Raw genomic sequence first — 18,138 nt, 5'->3', positions numbered from 1 at the left:
AAGAGTATGACAGTGTTTACAACAAGTTATAAAAGAATTTAAAAATCCACATTTTTGGCATTAATATAGGTACAAGCACAAAGCCGGCCAATTAATTGCAAAAAAGCAATAGTTGAAGCTTTGTTGTTTTAGATTTTTTATCTGGTAAAAAATAAAAATAAAAAAATAAACACCCAGCAATTACGGTTAATTCACAATTAAACAGGTCAAATTAAAGGGTAATGATAAAATCAAGACTTAAAAATGCAAAAGTTAATAGAATGAACATTCTATTAACCTCAAACAGGAAGACAACTTAACCAACAATTTACAACACCTCCTTATTTACTAGGGTAAACATTGGATCCAGTTATATATTCGGTACATGTTCACTTGAAAAAAATGTAACAATCAGCAATAGTTAGATTGTTAAAACAACAAGGAAAAACCATGATTAAACAATTATTACTAATTACATTTACTTTTTGCTCACTTTCTTCGTATGCAAAAATAAATGAACTCCCAGAAGAGTTTTCTGACTTTAGTCTCAATCGTGACATTAAAGTCTCGTACGAGGATCTCGATAAGCTACTTGAAATGACCGTAATAGATATGGGGAAATCAGATCGAAGTTCTCGTAAATCTCAATCCTCTATTGGCACACGCATGAAATCCCACAAAAATAATGATACTGCGCTTGAAGCCAATCGTTTTTTCTTCGAAGGGGTTGTTAAATCAGACATAAAAGATGGATTTCACAAAATTAGGCTTAGCCTAGAAAAGGTACCGAGTGAAGTGTCATTAAACGATTTAAGCCTTGATGAACAATTGGCATATTGGCTTAACCTATATAATACAGCGATGGTTGAAAAGTTAATTGAACACTACCCTGTTCGTGATACGGAAGATCTTCTTTTTGGTGATGACTCAATTTTAGAAGATGAGTTTTTAACCGTTGCCGGTTACAAACTTTCACTCAATGATATTCAACATAAAATTGTTTTTGAAAAATTCGGTAAAAAGAAGCCAATTGTTATGTATGGCTTTTATCAAGGTAACATTGGTAGCCCAAACCTTCGAGATGAAGCGTATAAAGGTAGCAAGGTTTACCATCAACTTGTTGAAAATGGTGAAGAGTTTGTAAACTCAAATCGAGGCATGCAAATTAAGCGTAAAAACCGCCTTTATGTGTCTAAGTATTATGAACAAGCTGAGTCTTTATTTTCAGATTTCGAAAATGACTTACGTGAGCACTTAGAAGACTACGCTGAAGGTCAAATGAAAAGCGATGTTAAATACGCCAAGCGCTTCAAAATTGATATTGAAGATTGGAGTATCACTGATTTATATGGCACCGACCGTGACTATGGCGGTTCTGCATCAACTAACCCTGCGGCAATGCTAAATGCTGTTGTAAGCAACTCTGCAGTACCTATCGGCCCTGAAGGTAGTGGCGCTGGTATTGGGGCGGTAAACGTTAGTCACATTACTGATTCAATTATGATGCGCACCATGGATTTTGGTCGTTTTTCTCCTGAAATGTTAGAAAAAATCAAAAAACTTAATTTAAAGCGCCAAGACAACAGTGGCTCTGTTGAGATTAAGGATCTTGATTCAAAGAATTAAAATAAGATAGCCACTCGTCAAAAGAATGTGATGGGTGGCTTTTTCTGAACAGGGAGTTCGCTATGCTTAAACCACTCTTATTAATTACCACAATTTTCTTTACTGCATACTCGTCAGCAAAACTAGACACTCTACCAGAAGAATTTGCCGATTTCGGCTTAGATAATGATTTAACAATATCTTATGGTGATTTAGATCAGTTGCTTAAAATCACTGTTATTGACTTAGGCCGCTCAGACCGAGGTTTTCGAAAAGGCCAATCAAGCATTGGGACACGCACCCGAGCACATAAAAATAACGATACTGCTTTAGAAGCAAACCGTTTTTATTATGAAGAAGTTGTAAAGGCAAACCTGAAAACTGGTTTTAGAAAAATACGTCTGAGCCTTGAACAAGTTCCTGAACAAATCCCTCTTAATGAGCTCGTCCTATCTGAGCAACTCGCTTATTGGCTAAATTTATATACCACAGCATTATTAGAGAAACTCATTGAGCACTACCCTATCTTCAGTACTGAAGATTTATTATTTGGTGATAATTCATTACTTGATGAGGAATTTATTACTGTTATGGGACATAGCCTGTCTTTAAATGACATACAACACAACATTGTCTTTAAAAAGTTTGGCAAAAGTAAACCGATTGTAATGTACGGCTTTCATCAAGGGAATATCGGCAGCCCAAATCTTCGCCCAGAAGCCTATGTAGGAAGCAAAGTGTATTACCAACTAGCAGACAATGGTGAGGAATTTGTTAATTCTAACCGAGGTATGCAAATTAAAGGGAAAGATAGGCTTTACCTATCCGTCTACTACCAGCAAACAGAAGCCTTGTTTGACGACTTTGAACAAGATTTAAAGTCTCATATTGAACACTATACTAATGGCTCTTTAAAAGATGCTGTAGAGTCATCTAAAGGGTTTAAGCTTACAATAGATGATTGGCATATCGTGGATTTATATCGCACGCATAGAGCCTATGGAGCCTCTTCAGCTATTAACAGGGCTCCGTTAGAAGGTATAGGTGGAATAACATATGGATATCGTGCAGCAGACGGAAGCTATATCACCGATCCCTTAACGAAGCGGCTAGCTCAATTTGGTTGATACCCACCACAAGTTTGGAAGAAAATTCGCAAGCTTTATAAACAAAGAGAACGCATTAAAGGTACAGTAGAAATCAAAGACCTTGATGTAAATCAAGAGTAATATTTTACTTTACTGTACGCCCTGTTAACATAAAGCAAAAACAGGGTGTACGAGTGAATAATACATTGCAAAGAGCTTTGCACGCATTCAATCAACAACAATATGTGCAGGCATTACAACTCCTTTCTTTACATACAAATAAAACCGCTGATTGGTATACATTGAATAGCTTATGTTTATCAGCTGTAAACAAAACTATTGAAGCAGAGCAGTGTTATTTAAAAGGCCTTAGCCAATTTAGTAATCATGTTGGCCTTTTAGACAACTACACCAATCTACTTTGTAAACAAAAAAAGTATGCAGAGTGTATTCAGTTTTGTGAATACAACACAGCTTCTTTGTCACTCGAAAAGCCACGACTTAATTATATCGAAAGTCTAATTAACCAAGACGAATTACTGAAGGCTGAGCTGTTTATTAACGAAACATCCCCTTCGCAAACTTCATTAGTTCGATATCACTGGCTCGCTCTAGAGCTTTTCGAGCGATTGGGTGATTTACAACGTATCGAAGACTATTTTCAAACAAAATTACCAGCCCAATTAAAGGGGCAATTTCATTTCGTTTATAAAGAAGCGTGTAATTATCGTAATTTGGGTAAATTTGACAAAGCATTGGAGCTTTTGAAAATGCTTTTAAAACAGCAACCAAGTGCTGAATTACATTATATAGTTGGTTGTACACATTATGATTTACAACAATATGAACATGCACAAGCTCACCTCAAGGCATGCTTAGAGCTTGCTCCTAACTATGTACCTGCACATGAAAGTCTTAATAAGCTCTACTGGGAACACTCACAAAACCAGTTGATGAGTTCATATGCCCATACTTTTAAAAACTATGATGCTAACCCTGTTTTAATCCATTCTCAAATTGGTCAATTGCTGCAATTAGACAAGTTAGAAGAAGCGTTACTTATAAGTAGTAAAGCAACACAAAGCCATCCGCAGAACTTAGATTTACTTCATGCCCATAGTATTCTTCTTGATAAAACAGGAGAAGCAGAAAAAGCATTTTCACTCCTTCAGCAACTAGTCAAAGCAGCCCCACAAAATGCTCGTTACTGTATTGATTTAGCAAACTTTTACATACAACAAGGCGATTACAGCTCAGCGATCTCTCATTTAGAAACCGCAGTAAAATTTAATCCTAATAACCAAGAGCTTTGGGCATATTTAAGTATTGCTTGGCGACTATCAAATAATGATAAATATCATTGGTTAACTAACCTTGATAAATTCGTTAAGGTAATGGAGCTTCCTGCCCCGCATGGTTTTAAAACGTATGGCGATTTCAATAAACAACTGCAAGAGCTAATGATTGGCCTACACACCAATAAACTACAACCATTAGATCAAAGTGTGCGCAGTGGCAGTCAAACGCAGGGTCACCTGTTGCACCGCTCTAATCAACTCATTGATTTATTTAAGTCATCAATGACGACATGCATAAACCAATATCTGCAGCAGCTGCCAGAAGATGTTAACCATCCTCTATTGGCACGTAACCATCAACGCTTTGTTGCCAAAGGTAGTTGGTCTGTCAAACTAGAACAAGGTGGTTTTCATGCTAACCATATTCACCCACAAGGTTGGTTATCGGCTCCGAGCTATATTTCTATTCCTGATGAAATGAGTAAAGATGATCCGACTAAAAATGGTTGGTTAAAACTGGGGGAAACAAGTCTTAACTTAGGTGATCGAGAATCTATTGCTCGTGAAATATGCCCAGAAGAAGGTCATATTATTATTTTCCCTAGCTATATTTGGCATGGCACTTACCAACTCAAAAGTAAGAGTCCTAGGCTAACAATTCCTTGCGATATCATGCCCTTAAAATAGTGAAAAAAAGACCATCAAACTGATGGTCTTTTCCTCTAATTAGCTGTTATCTATTTAAAAGCGCTTTTGCATCTAAATAGGATTTCTCATCAGCCTGTATATGCTTTAGATAATTTACAAAACGACCTGACGAAGACTTATAAAGTGGTTTTCTAACCTGCCAGACACTCGCTGTACTTACAGTGCCAGATTTATTATGAAACCGCTGGGCTTCATCAGAGTATTCTAGCCCTAAAAAACTAAACAACTGTTCTAACACTTGCTCAGGTGAGCAAACGAGCTGGTCGTAATTCAGAGTAAAAATATCATCGCCAAAACGCGACTGCCAATGTGACTTAATTCGTTGTTGCTGCTCGTAATGATGCAATGTATCGTTTAGCGATACAGCATAATTTAAACTTGGACCTAAATGCTGGAAAAAAGCTGATAAGCTATTGTCTTTAATATCTCGCTCTGTCCAGATAATCTTAGCTTTTGGATATAGCTGCTTGATAATGTCTAAGTAAAGGTAATTTTCAGGGCGTTTATCTGTTACATAAAGCGCACCTTCAGCTCTTAAGGTTAATTGTTCTTTATAACCATCAATAAATTCAGGCTCTTTAGCCTTATTAGCAAGAGCCTTTTCATCGCCAATTAAATTGAATAACGATGAATGTAAATAGGCAATTTCACCACCTGCCGCTATTTGCTCGTTAGAGCTGATGATTTGTTCAATTAGTGTTGAGCCAGAACGAAACATACCGCAAATTATAATTGGTGTTATTGAGCTATTCGCTTCTTGCAGAACAATATTACGAGCTAAGGTGTAGTCAGTAATCTTCTCAACAGATTGGCGATCATAGGCTGGTAAATACTTTTTATTGTAATGATTAGCTTTTACATAATAATGCCAAGCTTGCTGATAATTTTTGCAATCATTAAATACTTTACCAAGTGCATAATAAATATCAGCACACGCTATATCATCTGATTCCCGCTGTAATATGGCTAAGCTTGCTCGTTCATAGTCAATTGCATCGCGTTCAGTGAAGGTTTCAATATCGGCCAATCTTGCTTGAGCCATCGCATTAAATGCATCTATTTTTAAAACCTGTTGAAATCCCTTCTTAGCCTTGTCTTTATCACCGAGTTGTTCATAAATATTTGCCAATGCAAAGTGGGCTTGCAGATTATTACTATCAGCACTAATTGCCTGTTCTAAATACTTTATTGCTGAATCTGGCTGATGTAGTTGATCATTATGGACAAAAGAGATTTCGATTAAAGCAGGTACTTTAAACTGCTCAGACAAAACCCTCGCTTGATCTAGATAAGTTAATGCTGCATCTGCGTTATCAAGCTTTCTTTCTATTTTACCTAGCTGAAAACAAATATCAGCTTGCTGCGGGTTTGTCTCATATAAAGGTAATAGCGCGTTTTTTGCAATTTCTAGCTCACCACAACTTAAACTTAATTGTACTAGGGTCAGTACGTAATCAAACTTTGTAGGAGCAATTGATACTAGTTGCTGGCAATAAGAAATGGCTGTTTCAGTGTCTTGTTGCTGCATAGCAACTTTAAAGAGAATCTGTAACGCTTTTTCAGCAAACTCACTGTTATGTGTTAACGGTTTTAATAATTCTATCCCCTGGCTAACTTTACCTTGCTGAAGTAAAGCAACAGCTTGGGTAAACGTGTGTTGTTCTGATGTCATTGTTTCCCCATAAAAAAAGCTTCCCCATAAAAAAAGCGAGCCGAAGCTCGCTTTATCATACATTAATTAATTCAAATTAGAATTTTAATGAAACGCTTGCGTGGAAGTAACGACCAAGTGTGTCGTAGTAACCAGCTACTGCGTTACCATTTGTAGATAATGTACCGCCTACTAATGGTGGCTCTCTATCTAATACGTTATTCACACCAACAAGAACACGAGTGTAATCATTGATTGTGAATGAACCCTTAAGGTCAAGGTAGCTTTGTGAACCGATACCGTCTTGAACTAATGTGTCAGAACCAGTGTAATCGTTCACGCCACTAAAGAAGCGCCATTTAGCTGTCGCTTTCCACCAGCTGCCAGTGTCGTAGCTTGCGCTAAGAACATGACGCCATTCTGGTTGTGGGAAACAGCCATTGTCTAGTGTATCAACACAATCATACGGTTCACTTACACCTGGAATATCTTCATATTCTTTAGTCATCATGTAAGTACCGATTAGGCTAGTCGAAAGTGTACCACCGCCAATTTCCATGTCGTAGTTAGCACTTAAATCGATACCTTCAAAGTGAATGTTACCTAAGTTAGTGTTAGTTGCAACAACTTGACCAGAACCAACCCATAAGCTACCGCTACCAGGTGTACGTTCAATCTTATCACAGAACTGTGCATCGCCTGTTAGACCACATTGACGAACGATTAACTCAGGGTCAATTGCACCGATTGCGTCTTCAAGGTCGATATCCCAGTAGTCGATTGAGAAGTTGAAATCTTCAAATGGGTTACCAACAACACCTAGGGTGATTGTGTCTGCAATTTCAGGACGAAGTTCTGGGTTACCACCGAAGAAACCGTTGTACTGATCCGCAGGGCTCTTACCGATGCTACCATACTGAGAAGCTGAAACACCTGTGTTTGCACAAGCTGATTGGCTAAGTTCTGGAGTTGCAGTCGCACATGGATCTACACCACCCCATAAGCCACGGCTTTGTTGAGCAAATAATTCACCATTGTTTGCTGAACGTACTGCACGGTTGTAGCTTGAACGGATTTTCCAATTTTCAGTTACATCCCAGTTCATTGCTACTTTATAAGTAGGCTCTGAACCTGAAGTGCTGTAATCAGACCAACGATAGCCTAAGTCGATTAATAGGCTTTCAACACCAGTGATGCCTTCAACGATTGGTAAGCTTAACTCACCGAAGAATTCTGTTACATCGTACTCACCGTTAAGGCTCTTAGTTGGACCACCTTGACCAAGTAGTAGACCTTGCGCGTAAACTTCATCCGCTGTACGGCCGAATGTCTCTTCGCGGTACTCAGCACCAAATACTGCTGCAATTGGGTAATCAGAAGAAGGTAGACCAAATTCAAATTCACCTGTTACGAAACCACTTACGATAAACTGTTCTGTTACACCGTTAAGGATCGCAGTACCTGTTAGTGCACCAGCCGCTTCAGCTGAAACACCTTGGTAAGTAAATACTTCATAAGGAATACAACCTGAAGTTGCCGCACAATCTTCACCATTTGCAGAAAGAGCTGTACTGATACGTGGACCGAAGAAGTCATTTTCGTATGCAGAAGATGAAGAAGTTGAACCATATTGCATGAACGCTTCATATGACCAAAGGTCACTAATTTCACCTTTACTACCTAATACTAAACGGAATGAGCTATGCTCAAGTTGGTTAACACGAGGACCACCTTCAACGTTACGTTTACCGATGTAAGTTGCAAATTGGTCACCTGAAGTTAAACCGAAACGGTCAGTTAGGTTTTGACGCTGTGCATCAGTTAGTAATGGGCTATCATAATCCATTACATAATTTTCGTTGAAGAACGTACCAGATTCTGCGATTTGTGCAGAAGTACGGTCACGCATGAACATAGCTTCAATGAACGGGTGGAAGTTATCATTTACTTCATAGTTAGCAAATAAACCAAGTGTATGACGTTCATCTGGACGCATAAAGTGGTTAACTGGCGCATAGTTATATAGGTTGCCGCTTGAAGGAATGAAGCTGCTATCAGTACCTAGTGTCCAGTAATCGTAATCATCCCAATTGAAGCCACCAGCATCTGTAACACCAGCGATATAGAAGTTAGGAACAACTGCGTTACCAGAACCACCACATGCAGTACCTGTAGAAGATAATGCACAAGATGAGTAATCACGTGAACCTTGACGTAATTCGTTTTGTTTGTTGTAAGTAAAATAACCTACAGCATGACCTTTACCGCTATCGAATGAGCCACCTAGCGTAGCAGAGAAATCAAACGATGAACCATCAAAACCTGTATTACCGCTTTCGTATTCAAAACCTTTTTCATCCATTAAACCTTGGATGTACTCGTTATCGTTATCATGTTGATAAGCTGTTGAGCCTAAGTTTACTTCGAAACCTTCGAATTGATCGTCCATTACGAAGTTTACAACACCCGCTACTGCGTCAGCACCATAAGTTGATGAACCACCACCAGTCATAACATCAACACGTTTGATAAGTGCTGCTGGGATTTGGTTGATATCTGCAGATTGGCTATAGATACCACCTGCTTGCATACGACGACCATTGATAAGTACTAAGGTACGTTGTGAGCCCATACCACGTAAATCAAGAGTAGCAGTACCAGAAGCACCATTTGATTGGAATGCAGTACTTGAAGCTTCAAGTTGAGGCAAGCTGTTCATCATGTCTTCAACACGAGTAAAACCAGCAACTTCGATATCTTCAGCTGTTGTAACTTGTACTGGGCTTGCAGTTTCAATATCAGTACGTTTGATACGTGAACCTGTAACTTCAATACGTTCAACTTTTTCTACTGCTTCTTCTTCGGCAGCATAAGAGTTTACAGAAAACGCAGCTGTTGAAGCTGTACCAAAAGCAAGCGCTAAGCGAACTGCTTTTGAAACTTTATTATTTAACATTTGATTCTCCCTGGACCACTATATTGTGGCTATATTTAGCATAAGCTTGTTTATTATTTGTATCGCATCAGGACTGCGACAAACAAATAATAAACAAATAAAACAAAATATCCAGCTCTTTATTTACAATTTTTTAATGAAGTAGCAAAAAGTTTACTTTTTCTGTTTTTGTGAACAAAAAACACCCAAATAAGTATTTAAACCTGCCCACTCGATCATTCATCGCAATAAAGAATCAAAAAAATGTTAATTTTTTTAAAAAAGCTGTATTTGACGGTCACTTAGAGATGAAACTATAGTACCCAAATCAACAACAATCATTTCAGCTATTGGTAACAATTGTTTATTAACATAAATGCTATAATCATAATTATGCTTACCTATGTAGTACTCTGCACCACTAGCGGTGTAAACGTATTCAATTATTTGACCACGCTGAAACACCAGATGGGGATTGTCAGCTAAATGCTGTTTCGCAGCTTTTACATGGGGAGGGATGTTTTTTTGATAATCAGTTAAATGCTGACCTAAACGCTTACGATAGATAAGGCTTGAATCAAACTCACCTGCATAGAGTTTTTTAACATATCTATCAAAGGCTTGCACTATTAATTGTGGACCGTAATTTTCTGAAAATAAAATTTCAAATAATTCTGTCTGAAACTTATGAGCAAGCTCTGTCCAATCACTTCTCACAGTTTCCATGCCTTTAAAGACTAATTTTGAAGCACCATTTTTTCCAACTTTTCCTACATAGCGCTTTTTAGAACCTGTTGTTTTGCCTCTAATTGTAGGCATAAAAAATGGGCTATAGTGGGTTTCGAACTCAATTTCCAAGAAACTGTCTATTTTATAATCTTGTAATAATTTAATTTGCCAACATTTGTTAATTTTTTTTGCCAGTTTCGTACCGATTTCATTACAGTCATGCGAATTTAGATCATCATCAAGCCTTACAAAGGTCGAATCTGTATCACCATAAATGACTTCGTAGCCCCACTCTTCTATCCACTGCTTGGTGGTTTGCATAATTTCATGACCACGTAAAGTGATAGAGCTAGACAATCGAGGATCATAAAAGCGACAACCTTTTGAACCAAGTACACCATATAAACTATTCATAATGATTTTAATCGCCTGTGAGAGCATAGGCTGATCTTTGTCTTTGGCTATTTGCCTTGTCGCTGCAAGTTCACGGATCAGTTCAGGCAGGTGGTGTTCAGTGCGTGAAAACTGTGCTTGGTTAAATCCTTCGATTGCATTATCCGGCTTTTTTAATCCCTCTATAAGCCCAAGAGGATCTATACAAAAGGTCCTCATGATCGATGGATATAAGCTTTTGTAATCAAGCACAAGTATATTCTGATACAAGCCTGGCTGCGATGACATAACATAACCACCTGGGCTGTCAAAGCTTAGCCCGTGATCTCCTAAATTCGGGGCAACATAGCCACTTCTATGTAACAGTGGTAAATAGAGATTAGTAAAGGCAGCAACTGAACCGCCCATTCTCTCTAATTCGAGGCCTGTGAGCTGGCTTCTTACAACCGCAAAGTCGAGCAGTTTAAGCTTCTCAAAGATGCGTAGTACCAATATACAATCTTGTCTGTTGTAGTTAGCAAGCGAAAGCTTCTCTTCATTAAACTGACGAATAATCTCTTCAAGGCGATTATCAGTGCTAATCAGCTTTTCTTCGCCAAGTTCAATGCTTGCTACATTGGCAAGGCTAAAACTGTCGTAATGATAAGTGGCATTTTTTAAGGTATCAATACCATCAACCACAACGCGACCAGGTATTGTAATGCGGGTAAAGTTTCCCTCACGCAAACGCATTTTTTCTTTATTACGCCCAAGCTTTAGTGAAATACCTAGCGCCTCAGCTCTTGCATGAAGTACACTAAAGTCAAATTCAATAACGTTCCAGCCAATTAGTACATCTGGGTCAATTCGCTGAATTTCAGTCTCAAACTGAGATAGCAGGTCAATTTCATCTTCACACCAGTTAATTTGATAATCTAATTCGGCAGTAGATTCTGGACGCCCTATCATTAACACTTTGTCTATGCCGTCTCCGACTAAGCCAATAGAAAATAGTACGCCATCACCATTACACTCTATATCAATAGAAACGAGCTTAAAATTAGGTTTAAATTCATTGTTTGGTTTTAATTTTGCTTTCTTTAGCAGTCTAAAATCGCTTCGTGTATGAATTTCACCTTTAACCCATACAGAGCCTTTTATAAAACGTTCCATCAAAAATCTGTCAATTGGCCTGACATCATCTTCAAACGTCACTATTTGTGAACTTTTTAAAATTTTGATGGCACGGTAATAGTCTTTTAATGAATTAAAATAACAACAGATCACCGATTGATTTTGAAAGTTTTTTAATTTTGCATCTGCAAAACGAACATAAATGTTTTGACTTTGCAAAAGCCTTTCTGCAGCAGACACCTGATTGTCAGGGATGAAAAACACCACTTCTTGTTGTTCAACGAGCACTTTTAATGGGCCGTGTTTACACCACAACCAAAACACAAAAGTAACTCCTGTTGAGCTATCGAAGGCCTCTTTTGAAAGTATAAAACCTGTATCTGTAACCATTTACTTCAAATATCTATCACGGTAGAGGTATAGTACACCCTAACTATAAAAAATTATAAGAGCCAATTATGAGCCCAATTAATGCAATTAAAAGCGCAAAAACACTCGTTGCTACTGAACCACATAAGGCTAAAGCTTTGTTGCTAGACATACTCAAACAACACCCTGAATATCATGATGGCTGGGCATTACTCGCTGAAACTCACAAAATGCTGCAAGAGCACGAACAACAGCAAAGTGCTTTAAAACAATATGAGATGATTTTTTGGTTTAACAAACAATTAGAAACGGCTAAACAACAGTTAAATAACCATAACCCTCGCCAAGCTGAGCAAATCACTAAGCAACTACTACAACTCGTGCCTAATGAGTATAGAGCACTTCAAACGCTGGCTGATATCGCACTAAAGGTGGGAGATAGCAAAGCGTACTTTGACATATCAAAACATAACCTCGAGAACAACTCGCAAAAACAAGCAGTCCTAGAAAACTACTGCCAAGCCTTACTCAATACCAAGCAATTTGAAGAGTTACTCACATTTTATCGCACATCGATCCCCTCTCCTACTTTATTTATTGAGAGTTTAATTGCTATCGCTCATGTAAAAATGATGCAATTTGATAAAGCAAAGGCCATCTATAACAAGTTACTCGATGCAAACTATTACGCAGCCCATTGCCACCTTCGACTTGGTAACATAGAAAAAATCAAAGGTGATACTGAACTTGCTATAACGCACTATAAACAAGCACTCCAACTAGATAACAGACTAGGTGAGGCCTATTGGAATTTAGCTAATTTAAAAACATATACATTTAATAAAAGGGATATAGACAGTTTAGTAGAACAAACACAATCTGCTGTTCAAAACCTCAACAGTGCTCAACTTTACTTTGCTCTCGCCAAAGCCTATGAACAATGCCACAACTACGAACTCTCATTTAAGACATTAGAAAAAGCAAACAAAATTCAAAAAGCACTAACACCATACAAGCCAAGCAACTTTACTTTTCGTTGTAAAAAATATTTAACTCAAAGATCTATTAATAATCTTACATCTAATGAATCGCTACAGCTGATTTTTATCGTCAGCTTACCGCGAAGTGGCTCTACCTTAGTTGAGCAAATTTTAGCAAGTCACCCTGATGTTGATGCAAGTTACGAGCTCACAGAAATAAATGCAATCGCTCGAGAGTTAGAAAGTAAAAAACTCTCAGATGTTCCTTATGGCCTTGATAAGCTAACTGATAAAGATAAAGCACACTACGCTGATAGATACCTAAAATTTATTGCTCCTTTACGTGGAAAAAACAATATATTTATCGATAAGCAACCAGTGAACTTTCATCATATCGCGTTAATTAAAACGCTCTTCCCAAATGCGAAGATACTCGAAGTAACGAGAGATAAAGCCGCAACTGCGTGGAGTTTATACAAACACTCTTTCTCTGAGGGTCACGCCTATAGCTACGACTTTACATCTCTTGCAGAATATATAAATGATTACACTGATTTAATGTCGCACTGGCATTGCTTATATCCTGACGAAATATTTAAAGTCGACTATCAAAATCTTGTTAATGATTTTTCCAACACCGTGAGTGAGTTACTAACTTACTGCGATTTAGAAATGCATGAAAGCTGCATGAGTTTTTATAATCACAAACGCCCAATTATGACACCAAGCTCAGAACAAGTAAGGCAACCCATTTACAAAGATGCATTAACAGAATGGTCTAATTATCAGGTTCATCTTGAACCTCTATTAAAGCTAATAAAATAATAATCGAACAAGTCGCTTGTAGTTGCCCAGTTAAATCTCTAAAATTCATTACTGTAATTATATACATACTTTAGGTTTTCTGGGCATGCTATCTGACTCTTTAAAAAAAACAATTCGGCAAATTCATAAGCATGTTGCTGATAACCTTACTGACTACCGCCCTAGAAGCAGTCAAAACTATTTAGTTGCCGAGATAGCAAAAACCCTTGCCGGTGAGTATCACAAAAGTCAACGTATCTGTGTCATTGAAGCTGGCACAGGGACCGGTAAGTCACTCGCTTATTGTTTAGGTGCATTACCATTGGCGATGGCCAAAAAAAAGAAATTAGTGATTTCGACGGCAACTGTTGCCCTACAAGAACAGTTAATAAGTAAAGAACTGCCGTTTTTTAAAGAGCACTCTGGGTTAGATATTAAATTTGATTTAGTTAAAGGTCGTCAGCGTTATATCTGTGCACAAAAACTTAGTGCTGCAGTTAATGGCGACAGCCAAACGCAAATGGAGTTTATGCCTACCCTGTCATCACCACTTTCAGATATGGAAACCAAGTGCTTAAAGCAACTTTATGATGCTTATTCAAACAAACAATGGCAAGGCGATCGCGATAGTTGGGCTGATACTATTCCGGATAAAGTTTGGAATTTAATTGCCTGTGATAAACACTCATGCCAACGACAAATGCGCGCTCATCAGCTCTGCCCTTTCCATATGGCGCGTCAGCGTCTTATGCAAATGGATGTGCTAGTGATCAACCATTCTTTGTTACTAGCTGATCTTGATTTGGGTGGTGGTAAGATTCTACCTGAACCTGACGATACTATTTATGTTATTGATGAAGCCCATCACTTAGCGCACATCACTCGAGACTTCTCATCTGCTGCGGCAACAATCAAAGGCACCATCGACTGGCTCGACAAGCTTGTTAAATTCGCAGGGAAAATGGCGAATGTACTGGTGGGTCAAAAAGCGATTGGGCAAAATTTTAAACTCAGTGACAGCATCAATGATGCGGGCAAAAACCTAAAAGTAGTCCGTGACATTCTTGATAATGCCGACTTTAACTACAATAGTGATGATACCTATCGCTTTGAGCATGGTGAGATTCCAGCGGCTTTGCATGCTAAAGCAAAAGATATTAGCGATGCCACCCTTGATGCACTAAGAGCACTTAACAAGATGCACGACACCCTAGTGCAAGACGTGAGTGATGGCGATATTAAACCTTATGTGGCCGATCCAATATTGGCTGAAAGTGGCCAGTACATTAATCGCCTAGAGTTATTAAACAAGCTATGGTTTAGTTACGCTACAAAAGGTGAAGGTATTCCCCATGCCAGGTGGATAAAACGCCTAGAGTATAAGAACCATCACGATCATTTACTCAGTGATTGCCCTATTGAAGTTGGCTATTACTTAAAAGATAAATTATGGAACCAATGTGCAGGTGCTGTTCTGTGTTCAGCGACATTAACGGCACTTGGCTCATTTGATCACTTTGCATATGAATGTGGCCTTGCCAAAGAAGAAGGTGTCAAATACATTAAAGTTCCTTCTCCGTTTGATTATCCAAAACAAGCCACGCTGCATATTCCTGCAAGTCATATTGAGCCTACAGAGAAAGCCTTTAGCGACCACTTAGCTGAACAGTTACCTAAATTCCTTAACGATAAAAAAGCTAATTTAGTGTTATTTGCCTCTTATTGGCAAATGGACCATGTCGTCAAAGCGTTGAGAAGCAAAGGGATTAATGTATTAGTGCAAGGTGAAATGTCGCGTGAGGCACTTTTGAAAAAGCATAAAGCGAATGTAGATTTAGGCCGTGCTAGTTATTTATTTGGCACTCAAAGCCTGTCAGAGGGTCTTGATTTACCGGGTAAATACTTAGAAAACTTAGTTATAACAAAGATTCCATTTGCGGTGCCGACCTCCCCAATAGAAGAAGCGCAGGCTGAGTTTGTACAAAGTAAAGGTGGCAACCCGTTTCTTTCGATAACCGTTCCTGATGCTGCAAAGAAATTAGTACAAAGCTGTGGTAGACTGCTTCGCAAAGAAAATGATCAGGGTCGTATTACTATTCTTGATCGCCGATTAGTGACCAAGCGATATGGCAAAGCCATGCTCGATACCTTGCCACCCTTTAAAAGACAAATTGATTATTAATGTTTGAATTAGCTTTAGACCCAACAACATGGGCACTATTATGCGCAGTGGCGCTGGCAGCTGGCTTTATTGATGCTATCGCAGGCGGTGGCGGCATGTTAACTGTGCCGGCGCTATTAACTGCGGGCTTACCTCCCCATCTCACATTAGGCACAAATAAACTTGCAGCAAGTTTTGGCTCATTAACAGCCAGCGTGACCTATTTTCGTAAAAAGTTATTCAACCCTCGATTTTGGGCCGCGTCAATCCTAGCAACAGCCATAGGTGCGCTTATAGGTACCCTTGTGGTTGATTACTTAAGTATTGAATTTCTGAATAAATTATTGCCAGTGGTAATTATTCTAGTAGCTTGTTACAGCTTATTTGGCAGTTTGAGTACTACCGAGCATAACGAATTACCAGAACTTGATGGCAAAACTAAAATTAAACAGTGGCTGCAAGGGCTTGGGCTAGGCTTTTTTGATGGTTTAGCAGGCCCAGGGACTGGTACGTTTTGGACTGCTTCAAATAGCCTATTATATAAAATGAGCTTGTTACTTAACTGTGGGCTTGCTCGCTCGATGAACTTCGTTTCAAATTTTATTTCTTTGATCACCTTTGTTGCGTTAGGGCATGTGAACTTTATACTTGGTATCACGATGGGCTTTTTCTTGATGCTAGGTGCATGGTTAGGTGCGCATTCGGCAATTAAGTTTGGCAGTAAAATGATCCGCCCCGTGTTTAACACTGTGGTTATTGTTTTAGCATTAAAGTTAATCTATGAGGCTTATTTATAAATGCAATCGGCTGCTTTTGATAAACTGCGTTCACAAATTGAAAGGCTAAAGCAATTAGCTACACAATTTGATAAGGGTAATTTGTTTGCGAAAAATCGTTATATGCAAGCCCAACCAAGTTTATTTGATAAAGCAGTATTTAGCACAAAAAGTATGAAGCTGGCAGATTATGTCATAGAAATCGAAGATGAGCTTAACAGCCTGCCACCTGCTGAGCATCGTCACGCATACCAATATGCTCTTGAACGAATTGCCCTTCAGGTAGAAGCTGTATTCAATGTGATCAAATCAACCCCTGTGTGGGCTAAAGAAAATAAGTACAGTTTTAAACCAAAAACAAAACCACAAGTTTATAAACAAGCAGTAAAAAAAATCATGCAGTCGTCACATGAACTGTATGATGAACTAAAGCAAAATCACGAGTTTGAGCGCCGCTTAGTTTTGATGATTGAAGAGCGAAAACTTAAGCTCGAAGCTGCAAATACGCAGCAAGCAGCCGAAATCAATAAAGAAATACTTGCATTGCATGCAAGGTTGGGCCGTTGCCGTAAGGCAATTTCAGCCACTGAAGACAAAATTCAACAGGTCGAAAAACAGCAGCTCAGATAATGTTTTACTATCATCCAAGTTATTCAGCGTTAGCTTTACCTGAGCGTCACCGCTTCCCGATTGATAAATATCGCTTGTTGAAACAACTTATCAGCGGCTTTATTGATGAGCAGCATTTCATTACCCCACAACAAGCCACTCGAGCACAGCTTGCTCTGTGCCATGACCAAGATTATGTCGATGCTTTTTTAACTGGCAGCCTTGATACAAAAGAGATAAAAAAAATGGGCTTCCCTTGGTCACATGAATTAGTTGAACGAACACTTTATTCTGTAGGGGCGAGTATTCATGGCGCAGAGTATGCCTTGCAACATGGTGCAGCTTTTAACCTAAGTGGTGGTTATCACCATGCATTTACAGGCTATGGCAGTGGCTTTTGTATTTTCAATGACTTAGCGATAGCAGCTGCGCATTTAATTAATACAGATCAAGCCGACACCGTGTTAATCTTTGACTGCGACGTTCACCAAGGTGACGGTACCGCTGAAGTGACACAAGCGCACCCTCAGATCATTAGCTGCTCAATTCATTGTCAACAAAACTTCCCGCGAATTAAACAGCAATCAAACTACGACTTTTCCCTAGAGCATGGCACAAAAGATACTGAATACTTGGAAACAGTGAAACAAGCATTAGCCTTAACGATGAGACTCCACCAGCCAGATATCATTTTGTACAACGCCGGCGCAGACATTGCAACGAATGACGAATTAGGACACTTTCAAGTCAGTATGGAGGGAGTGTATCAACGTGATTATTTTGTATTAAACCAAGCGAAAGAAGCAAAAATCCCTGTCTTTGCAGTCATGGGCGGTGGCTATCAGCGAAATGTAAGCCGTTTGGTTGATGTTCATGGTCAGCTTTTTAGGGCTGCTGTCGATTTATTTTAAAGCTTGGTATACACTTAAAGTGACTTTTT

Annotated in this window: 11 protein-coding genes; 8 read left to right on the top strand and 3 right to left on the bottom strand. The window is 38.7% G+C overall.

Features of this window, described 5'->3' with window-relative positions:
- Nucleotides 1–429 precede the first annotated feature (429 nt).
- The 3 genes from QUE86_RS13895 (at nt 430) to QUE86_RS13885 (ending at nt 4,657) form a co-directional block, all read left to right on the top strand.
- Nucleotides 430–1,605, top strand: coding sequence for a DUF547 domain-containing protein (locus QUE86_RS13895; protein ID WP_130051828.1), 1,176 nt, complete (start codon nt 430–432; stop codon nt 1,603–1,605).
- Between the two features lie 62 nt (nt 1,606–1,667).
- A complete protein-coding gene (locus QUE86_RS13890; RefSeq protein ID WP_286257894.1) occupies nt 1,668–2,711 on the top strand; it encodes a DUF547 domain-containing protein in 1,044 nt (347 codons plus the stop codon).
- A gap of 155 nt (nt 2,712–2,866) precedes the next feature.
- On the top strand, nt 2,867–4,657 hold the full coding sequence (locus QUE86_RS13885; RefSeq protein ID WP_286257893.1) for a putative 2OG-Fe(II) oxygenase: 1,791 nt from the start codon (nt 2,867–2,869) through the stop codon (nt 4,655–4,657).
- 46 nt (nt 4,658–4,703) lie between these two features.
- On the opposite strand, the gene QUE86_RS13880 is transcribed toward QUE86_RS13885, so the two are convergent.
- From QUE86_RS13880 to QUE86_RS13870, 3 genes are all read right to left on the bottom strand, one after another.
- Complete coding sequence (locus QUE86_RS13880; RefSeq protein ID WP_167658861.1) at nt 4,704–6,350, bottom strand: tetratricopeptide repeat-containing sulfotransferase family protein; 1,647 nt, start codon at nt 6,348–6,350, stop codon at nt 4,704–4,706.
- 76 nt (nt 6,351–6,426) lie between these two features.
- Nucleotides 6,427–9,285 carry a TonB-dependent receptor domain-containing protein gene (locus QUE86_RS13875; RefSeq protein WP_286257892.1) on the bottom strand — a complete coding sequence of 953 codons (2,859 nt, stop codon included), beginning with the start codon at nt 9,283–9,285 and terminating at the stop codon, nt 6,427–6,429.
- 255 nt (nt 9,286–9,540) lie between these two features.
- On the bottom strand, nt 9,541–11,889 hold the full coding sequence (locus QUE86_RS13870; RefSeq protein WP_286257890.1) for a DNA polymerase II: 2,349 nt from the start codon (nt 11,887–11,889) through the stop codon (nt 9,541–9,543).
- A gap of 68 nt (nt 11,890–11,957) precedes the next feature.
- Here QUE86_RS13870 and QUE86_RS13865 point away from each other — a divergent pair, with 68 nt between their 5' ends.
- From QUE86_RS13865 to QUE86_RS13845, 5 genes are all read left to right on the top strand, one after another.
- On the top strand, nt 11,958–13,673 hold the full coding sequence (locus QUE86_RS13865; protein WP_286257888.1) for a tetratricopeptide repeat-containing sulfotransferase family protein: 1,716 nt from the start codon (nt 11,958–11,960) through the stop codon (nt 13,671–13,673).
- 85 nt (nt 13,674–13,758) lie between these two features.
- Nucleotides 13,759–15,834 (top strand): ATP-dependent DNA helicase DinG, encoded by a 2,076-nt coding sequence (gene dinG, locus QUE86_RS13860; protein WP_286257887.1) that lies wholly within the window; start codon nt 13,759–13,761, stop codon nt 15,832–15,834.
- Entirely contained in the window at nt 15,834–16,610 is a 777-nt protein-coding gene (locus tag QUE86_RS13855; RefSeq protein WP_130051836.1) for a TSUP family transporter, read from the top strand. The genes dinG and QUE86_RS13855 overlap by 1 nt, the downstream gene beginning before the upstream one ends.
- Nucleotides 16,611–17,219 (top strand): primosomal replication protein, encoded by a 609-nt coding sequence (locus tag QUE86_RS13850; protein WP_286257884.1) that lies wholly within the window; start codon nt 16,611–16,613, stop codon nt 17,217–17,219.
- Nucleotides 17,216–18,109 (top strand): histone deacetylase family protein, encoded by an 894-nt coding sequence (locus QUE86_RS13845; protein ID WP_205987945.1) that lies wholly within the window; start codon nt 17,216–17,218, stop codon nt 18,107–18,109. The genes QUE86_RS13850 and QUE86_RS13845 overlap by 4 nt, the downstream gene beginning before the upstream one ends.
- Nucleotides 18,110–18,138 lie beyond the last annotated feature (29 nt).

The sequence above is a fragment of the Pseudoalteromonas apostichopi genome, from assembly GCF_030297135.1.
Classification (GTDB): Bacteria; Pseudomonadota; Gammaproteobacteria; order Enterobacterales; family Alteromonadaceae; genus Pseudoalteromonas; species Pseudoalteromonas apostichopi.
This window is presented reverse-complemented; position numbering and strand designations above follow the sequence as displayed.

Excerpts from the sequence above, each read along its gene's own strand:
- QUE86_RS13895 (WP_130051828.1), top strand. The coding sequence starts at position 430 with ATGATTAAACAATTATTACTAATTACATTTACTTTTTGCTCACTTTCT.
- QUE86_RS13890 (WP_286257894.1), top strand. The coding sequence starts at position 1,668 with ATGCTTAAACCACTCTTATTAATTACCACAATTTTCTTTACTGCATAC.
- QUE86_RS13880 (WP_167658861.1), bottom strand. The coding sequence starts at position 6,350 with ATGACATCAGAACAACACACGTTTACCCAAGCTGTTGCTTTACTTCAG.
- QUE86_RS13875 (WP_286257892.1), bottom strand. The coding sequence starts at position 9,285 with ATGTTAAATAATAAAGTTTCAAAAGCAGTTCGCTTAGCGCTTGCTTTT.
- QUE86_RS13870 (WP_286257890.1), bottom strand. The coding sequence starts at position 11,889 with ATGGTTACAGATACAGGTTTTATACTTTCAAAAGAGGCCTTCGATAGC.
- QUE86_RS13865 (WP_286257888.1), top strand. The coding sequence starts at position 11,958 with ATGAGCCCAATTAATGCAATTAAAAGCGCAAAAACACTCGTTGCTACT.
- dinG (WP_286257887.1), top strand. The coding sequence starts at position 13,759 with ATGCTATCTGACTCTTTAAAAAAAACAATTCGGCAAATTCATAAGCAT.
- QUE86_RS13855 (WP_130051836.1), top strand. The coding sequence starts at position 15,834 with ATGTTTGAATTAGCTTTAGACCCAACAACATGGGCACTATTATGCGCA.
- QUE86_RS13850 (WP_286257884.1), top strand. The coding sequence starts at position 16,611 with ATGCAATCGGCTGCTTTTGATAAACTGCGTTCACAAATTGAAAGGCTA.